5 protein-coding genes are annotated in these 7400 nt (G+C 76.8%); all 5 read left to right on the top strand.

Annotation, left to right across the window (positions count from 1 at the left end; genetic code table 11):
* Positions 1-1371, top strand: a 1371-nt coding sequence (locus GQS09_RS25665) for an aminotransferase class V-fold PLP-dependent enzyme (protein WP_165989934.1), incomplete at its 5' end; no start/stop codon positions are given.
* 89 nt (positions 1372-1460) lie between these two features.
* Positions 1461-2723: a type III PLP-dependent enzyme gene (locus GQS09_RS25670; protein WP_207958287.1), complete on the top strand. Its 1263-nt coding sequence runs from the start codon at positions 1461-1463 to the stop codon at positions 2721-2723.
* Between the two features lie 49 nt (positions 2724-2772).
* Entirely contained in the window at positions 2773-4605 is a 1833-nt protein-coding gene (locus tag GQS09_RS25675; protein ID WP_243761785.1) for an IucA/IucC family siderophore biosynthesis protein, read from the top strand.
* A 42-nt stretch (positions 4606-4647) separates the two neighbouring features.
* Positions 4648-6066 carry a lysine N(6)-hydroxylase/L-ornithine N(5)-oxygenase family protein gene (locus GQS09_RS25680; protein ID WP_165989936.1) on the top strand — a complete coding sequence of 473 codons (1419 nt, stop codon included), beginning with the start codon at positions 4648-4650 and terminating at the stop codon, positions 6064-6066.
* A 65-nt stretch (positions 6067-6131) separates the two neighbouring features.
* Positions 6132-7400, top strand: a 1269-nt coding sequence (locus tag GQS09_RS25685; RefSeq protein ID WP_165989937.1) for an MFS transporter, incomplete at its 3' end; no start/stop codon positions are given.

Consider the following 7400-nt stretch of genomic DNA (forward strand, 5'->3'; position numbering starts at 1 on the left):
GGCCCCGAGGCGGTGGCCGAACGCACCCGCGCGCTGTGCGCGCCGGTGCTTCCCCGCCGGGGCGTGGGCGCCGCCGAGGCGCTCTACGACGTGGTGCGGGCCGCCGCCCAGGGCGCCGCCGACCCGGCCGACTCGCACTGCGTGGCCCATCTGCACTGCCCGCCGCTGGCCGTGGCCGCCGCGGCCGATCTCGCCGCCTCCGCCCTCAACCCCTCCATGGACTCCTGGGACCAGGCGCCCGCGGCCGCGGTGATCGAGGAGGACGTCGCCGAGGCTCTGGCCCGCCTGGTCTACCCGGCGGCACCCCGCCCCGACGCCCTGATCACCAGCGGGGGCACCGAATCCAACCTGGTCGCCCTGCTGCTGGCCCGGGAACGGGCCGCGGAGGCGGGCGCCGGCACCCTCCGGGTGTACTGCGGCACCACCGCGCACCACAGCGTGCAGCGCGCCGCCTGGCTCCTCGGCCTGCCCGCGCCGGTGGCCGTGGAGTGCCGGGACGGCCGGATGCTGCCGGCCGCCCTGGAGCGGGCCCTGGCCGGCACCGGCCGCGCCCCCGCCCTGGTGGTGGCCACCGCCGGCACCACGGACGAGGGGCTGATCGATCCGCTGCCCGAACTCGCCCGGGTCGCCGCCCGGCACGGCGCCGAGCTTCACGTGGACGCCGCGTACGGCGGCCCGCTGCTGTTCAGCGACCGGCTGGCGCCGCTGCTGGACGGTGTCGAGCAGGCCGTGTCGGTCACCTTCGACCTGCACAAGCTGGGCTGGCAGCCGGTCGCGGCCGGGCTGCTGGCGGTCGCCGACGCCGCGCGGGTCCGGGCCCTGTCGCTGCGCGCCGACTACCTCAACGCCGACGACGACACCGAGGCCGGCCTGCCCGACCTGCTGGGCCGCTCGCTGCGCACCTCCCGCCGCCCGGACGTGCTGAAGATCGCGGCCACCCTGCGCGGCCTGGGCCGGGAGGGCATGGGGCGGCTGGTGGAGCACTGCGTGGACACCGCGCAGGCGCTGGGCCGGGCCGTCGACGCCGAGCCCGGGCTGCGCCGCCGCCCCGGCGGGATCGGCATCAGCACCGTGCTGTTCCGCCCGTCCGCCGCGGACCGGCTGGCCGAGGAACAGGGCGAGGCCGCCGGGGACGCGCTGGTGGCCGAGGTGCGGCGCAGGCTGCTGGCCGACGGACTGGCGGTGCTGGGCCGCGCCCGGGCCGCCGACCCGGACGCGGGAGGACGGAAGCGGCTGTGGCTCAAGGCCACCCTGCTCCATCCGCGGGCCTCGGCCGGTGAACTCACCGGCCTGCTGAAGCTGGTCACCGAACTGGCCCGGGACCGTACCGGCGCCCCGCCGGCCCCGCACCGGACGGCCCGCACCCCCTGACGCCCGCCCGACCGCCCGCCCCGACCGCCGACCGCCGACCGACCACGAACGCCGACCGACCACGACCGACACCCGCCGAGGCAGCCGACGTGTCCATAGAGCTTCCGCCCTCCGCCGCGCCCCGTTCCGCCCATCCGGTCTCCGCGCTCCCCGGGCGGGTGCGCCGCCGCCTGCTGGAGCGGGCCGCGTCCGCCCCCGAGCCGCTGGCCGCCTACCTCTACGATCCGGCGACGGCGGCCGCGCGCGCCCGCGCACTGCGTGCCGCGCTGCCGCCGTGGGCGGCCGTGTACTACGCGGTGAAGGCCAACTCCTTCCCCGGGGTGCTGCACGGTCTGGCCCCGCACGTGGACGGCTTCGAGGTGGCCTCCCGCAGCGAACTCTCGCTGGCCCTGCGGACCCTGGCCGCCCGGGACGGCGCCGCGGGTTCCGCTCCGGTGCCGGTGGTGGCCGCCGGGCCGGCCAAGACCGTCCCGGTGCTGACCGGTCTGATCGCCGCCGGAGTGGAGGCGGTCAACGCCGAGAGCCTGCTGGAACTGCACCGCATCAGCCGGATCGCCTCCGGCCTGGGCACCACCGCCCGGGTCGGGCTGCGGGTCAATCCGGCGGCCGTGCCGGTCACCGGCTCGCTGCACATGGGCGGGCAGCCCTCCCAGTTCGGGGTTCCCGAGCCGGAGGTGCCCGAGGTGCTGGAGCGGGCCCGCAGACTCCCGGCGATCGACCTGACCGGCTTCCACATCCACGCCGCGTCCAACAACCTGGACGCCGGCACCCATGCCGAGTACCTGCGCTGGTGCGTGGAGTGGAGCGCCGCCACCGCCGCCGCGCACGGCATCGAACTGCGCCACATCGACATCGGCGGCGGCATCGGCGTCGACTTCGACGGCGAACAGTGCTTCGACACCGCCCGGTTCGGTGAGCTGATCGCGGCCACCCCGCCCCCGGCGGGGGCCCGGGTGATCCTGGAGCCCGGCCGCTTCCTGGTCACCGACTGCGGCTGGTACGCCGCCGAGGTCACCGATGTGAAGCACTCCTACGGCCAGTGGTTCGTGATGCTGCGCGGCGGCATCAACCATTTCCAGCTGCCCACCTCCTGGGAGCTGGTGCACAACATCGCCGTGCTGCCGGTGGACCGGTGGGACGAGGCGGACCTGCCCCGGCCGGCCGCCGAGAACACCCGGGTCACCGTGGTCGGCGAGCTGTGCACGCCCGAGGACACCCTGCTGCGGGACGTCCATGTGGACCGGGTGCGCGCCGGTGACCTGGTCGTCTTCCCACGCGCCGGGTCCTACGGGTGGGAGTTCGCCATGCCCGCCTTCCTGGGCCACCCGCCGGCCGGACGACTGCTGCTGTGACGCCTCCCCGGACCGTCCCCTCCCCCGCCCCCGCACCGGAGCACCGACGATGACCGTGCACCCGCCGCCCGCCGGCCCGACCGGCCCGGCCGGGCCCACCGGGCCCACCGGGCCCGACCCGCTGGACCACCCGGACGCCCTGTACGCCGGGGACGCCGCCGCCACCGAAACCCTGCTGCGCGCCTACGTCCGGGAGACCGGCACGGCCGTGCCGCCCGCCGGGCAGCGGCTGCTGCTCGATCTGCCCGCCAGCGGCGTCCGGCTCGGCGTGCCGGTCCGCTACCGCTCGGCGACCGGCTGGCACCGCTTCGGACCGGCCGAGGTGCTGCCCGCCGCGGGGCTCGGCGCGCCCGGCCCGGCGGATGCCGCGCTGGTGGCCGCCGCCGTCATCCGGGAGACCACGGCCGGGCGGGGCCTGCCGCCGCATCCGGGCACCGACGCGGTGGCCCGGGTGCTGAACTCGGCCCGCCGCACCGCCGCCCACATCGCCGCCCGGCGCGCCGAGCCGGACGGGCCCGACGGCAGCACCGGCCCGGACGGATTCCTGGCGGGCGAGCAGGCGCTGCTGCTGGGCCATCCCTTCCACCCGGCGCCCAAGAGCCGGGAGGAGTCCTCCGACCGGGAACTGGCCGAGTGGTCACCGGAGCTGCGCGGCTCCTTCCCGCTGCACTGGTTCGCCGCCCACCCCTCGGTGGTGGCCGGGGAGAGCTGGGACGGCACCGACCCGGCCGCGCTGCTGCGCCCGCTCGCCGCCGGTCCGGACCTGCCCCCCGGCTTCGTGCCCGTTCCGGCACACCCGTGGCAGGCCAGGGAGGTGACCGGCCGCCCCGAGGTGGCGCGGCTGCTGGCCGACGGGCTGCTGCGCCCGCTCGGCCCGGGCGGCCGGCCCTGGTGGCCGACCTCCTCGGTGCGCACCGTGCACCGCCCGGACGCGGCCGTGATGCTCAAGCTGTCGCTGGGCATGCGGATCACCAACTCCCGCCGCAACAACCTGCGGTCCGAGATGCGGCTGGGGGTGCGGGCGGCCCGGCTGCTGGCCGCCGGGCCGGCCGACTGGCTGCGCGCCGAGCATCCCGGGTTCGGCATCCTGCGGGACTTCGCCTGGATCTCGGCGGGCGCCGGCCCGGACGGCGGCGAGACCGGGCTGGAGACCGCGATCCGGGACAATCCGTTCCGGGCCGGCTCCGGGCCGCACGCCGTCTGCGTGGCCGGGCTGCTGGCCGAGCGCACCGGCCCCGGCGACGGCTCCCCGCCCCGCCACCGGGCGCTGCTGGCCGCGGCCGTGGAACGCACCGCCGCCGCCGGCCGGCTGTCCGTGCCGGAGGCCGCCGCCCGCTGGTTCGCCCGCTACCTGGACGTGCTGGCGGTGCCGCTGATCCGGCTCCAGGCCCGCTACGGCATCGCCCTGGAGCCGCACCACCAGAACACCCTGGTCGGCCTGGACCCGGCGGACGGCACGCCGTGCGCCGCCTGGTACCGGGACAGCCAGGGCTACTATCTGGCCGCCTCCCGCGCCGCCGGGCTGGAGCGCCTGCTGCCGGGTGCCGCCGACGGCGTGGAGCTGGTCTTCGAGGACGCCTTCGTGGACGAGCGGGTGGCCTACTACCTGGGCATCAACAATCTGCTCGGCATGATCGGCGCCTTCGGCGCGCTGGGCCTGGCCGAGGAGAGCGCGCTGCTGGCCGTGGCGCGCCGCGCGCTGGGCCGGCTGCGCGCCGCCGAGCCCGGCGCCAAGGGCCTGCTGGACCTGCTGCTCGACGCGCCCGTGCTGCGCTGCAAGGGCAACTACCTCACCTGCGTGGACGGACTCGACGAGCTGGTCGGCGATGTGCACACCCAGTCCGTCTACGTCGACCTGCCCAACCCGCTCGCCGCCCGCTGAACGTCCCGAACCGCCACCCATCCCCACCGCGGAGGCCCCACCTTGACCGCAAACCCCGCCCGCACCGCCGCGCCGGACGACGGTTACGACCTGATCGGCGTCGGCATCGGCCCGTTCAACCTCTCGCTGGCGGCCCTCGCCGACGGCGTGCCCGGGCTGCGCACCCTGTTCCTGGACGCCAGGCCGGCCTTCTCCTGGCACCCCGGCCTGCTGATGGAGGGCACCGTGCTCCAGGTCCCCTTCCTGGCCGACCTGGCCACCATGGCCGATCCGACCAGCCCCTGGACGTTCCTCAACTACCTGCGCGCCCACGGCCGCCTCTTCCCGTTCTTCTTCGCCGAGCGCTTCCACATCCCGCGCCGCGAGTACGACCACTACTGCCGCTGGGTGGCGGAGAGCCTGCCGTCCTGCCGCTTCGACGCCCGGGTGACCGCCGTGGAATGGGACGAGCGGCAGGCCGTCTTCGCCGTCACGCACCGCAACGCGGCAGGGGCCACCGAGCGGGTGACAGCCCGTCAGGTGGTGCTGGGGGTGGGCACCGAACCGGTGGTGCCGGAGCCGCTGCGCGCGCTGCTGGCCGACCCGGCACACCGCGGCCGGGTGCTGCACAGCGCCGACTTCCGCACCCACCGCGAGGAACTCGCCTCCGCCGCCGACGTCACGGTGATCGGCGCCGGGCAGTCCGGCGCCGAGGTACTGCTCGACCTGCTGCGCCGCCAGGACGGCGACGGCCGCGGCGGGCCGTACGTGCGCTGGCTGGCCCGCACCCCGGCGTTCGCGCCCATGGAGTACTCGAAGATCGGGCTGGAGCACTTCACCCCCGACTACATCCGCTACTTCCGCTCGCTCCCCGAGACCCGGCGCGAGGAACTGGTGCGCAGCCAGTGGCAGCTCTACAAGGGCGTCAGCGGGGACACGCTGGGGGAGATCCACGACGAGCTGTACGAGCGGACCATCGGCGGCGGACGGCCCCGGGCCGGTCTGCACCCGGGGACGGAGCTGACCGACGTCCGGCCGGAGGGCGGGGGCTATCTGCTGCGCTGCCGCAATGTGGACCAGGGCGGCGAGTTCACGCTGCGCACGGAAGCGGTCGTGGCGGCCACCGGCTATGCGGCGCGGCGGCCGGACTGCCTGGAGCCGCTGGCCGGCCTGGTCGACTGGGACGCCAAGGGCCGCTACCGGGTGGACGGCGGCTACCGGGTCGCCCTGGACCCGCGGGTGACCGGCGCGCTCTACGTGCAGAACGCCGAGATGCACACGCACGGCGTGGGCGCCCCCGATCTGACGCTCGGCGCCTGGCGGGCCGCCACCATTCTCAACGCGGTGGCCGGCCGGGACGTGGTGCCGGTGCCGGACCGGGCCTCCTGGACCACCTTCGGCGTGCCCGCCGCCGCCCCGGCGGGCGGCATCGCGGTTCCCGCGCCGGCCCGCCCGGCGGACCCGGTGGGCAGCCGCACATGAGCACGGCGGCAGGAGACCCGGGAACATCCGGCATATCCGGGGCGTCCGGCCCGCGGGACCGGGGCGTGGACGGGGCGCGCGGCATCCGCGGGGTGCTCATCGCCGTCATCGGCCTGTACCTGGTCGCGGAGACCGCGCTCACGCCGTTCCTGCCGCAGCTGTTCGAGCGGCTCTACGGCATCCGCGACCCCGGGGCCACCGGGCTGTATCTGTGGGTGTGCCGGATCGTCGGGCTGGCGGCGCTGCCGCTGTGGGGGCTGGCGGCGCGCCGCTGGGCCCCGCACCGGCTGGTGCTGACCGGGCTGTGCGCGGCCTCGGTGTGCGATCTGCTGCTGGGGCTGGCACCGGACTACGCCTGGTTCACCGGGCTGTCCGCGGCCTGTGTGGCCACCAACGCCGCGCTGCTGCTGGCGTATCCGGCGCTGATCGGCGAGTACACCCGCAGGGCGGAGGAGGGCACCGACCCGGACCATGCCCGGCTGGCCGGGATCTGCGCGATCGTGGTGATGTTCCATGTGGCGTCGGTGGCCGCCACGCTGGTGGGCGCCGGGGTTCTGGCGCTGCCCCAGCCACGGCTGGGCATCTCGGCCTTCGCCCTGCTGGACGTGGCGCTGGCGGTGCTGGTCCACCGGATGCTGCGCCGTCTGCCGCTGCGGCCCGCGCCCGTGGCGCGCGCGGACTCCCCGGAGCCGCCGCCGTCGAGCGCCCGGGGTGCCGGTGCGGGTCCGGTGGCACGGCTGCGGCGTGCCGTGCGCCGCAGCTCCGCCGGTGCCCCGTCTCCCGGCGGCCGGAAGCGGTGGCGCGGCCGGGCCGTGCTGCTGGCCCAGGCCGCGCTGATCGGGGTCGCCTTCGATTTCGCGGTGACCGTCTCCCGGCCGTTCTTCACCGAGCTGGCGCTGGACCTGGGCAGCGGCGAGGCGGGCGCGGCCGTGCTGTTCTTCCTGCCGAGTGTGGCCGCGCTGCTGGTGCTGCCGTTCGCCCGCCGCTGCCAGGACCGGCTCGGGCCGCGGCTGCTGCCCACCGCGCTGGGCGTGGCCGCGGCGGGTTTCCTGTGGCAGTGGGCGGCCGGGGACGTGGTGTCCATGGCCGGCGGCCGGATACTGTTCGGCGCCGCGCTGGGCCTGGGCCAGGTCGCCGTCGAGCTGCGGGCGTTCCGGGCCACCGGCACGGAGGGGCCCGCCTTCACCGCGGTGGAGACCGTCCGCTCGGCGGGCCTGATCGCCGCCCCGCTGGCGGCGGCCGCCGCCGTGTCCGCCGAGCCGGCGCTGCCGCTGGCCGTGGCGGCCGGTGCCCTGCTGGTCGCCGCGCTGGTCTCGGTGGCCCCCTCCCCCGCC

Source organism: Streptomyces sp. YIM 98790 (assembly GCF_011421595.1).
In the GTDB taxonomy this organism is placed as follows: Bacteria; Actinomycetota; Actinomycetes; order Streptomycetales; family Streptomycetaceae; genus Streptomyces.

What these genes read in the sequence shown, in the direction of transcription:
- GQS09_RS25675 (WP_243761785.1), top strand. Translation starts at nt 2,773, where the DNA reads ATGACCGTGCACCCGCCGCCCGCCGGCCCGACCGGCCCGGCCGGGCCC.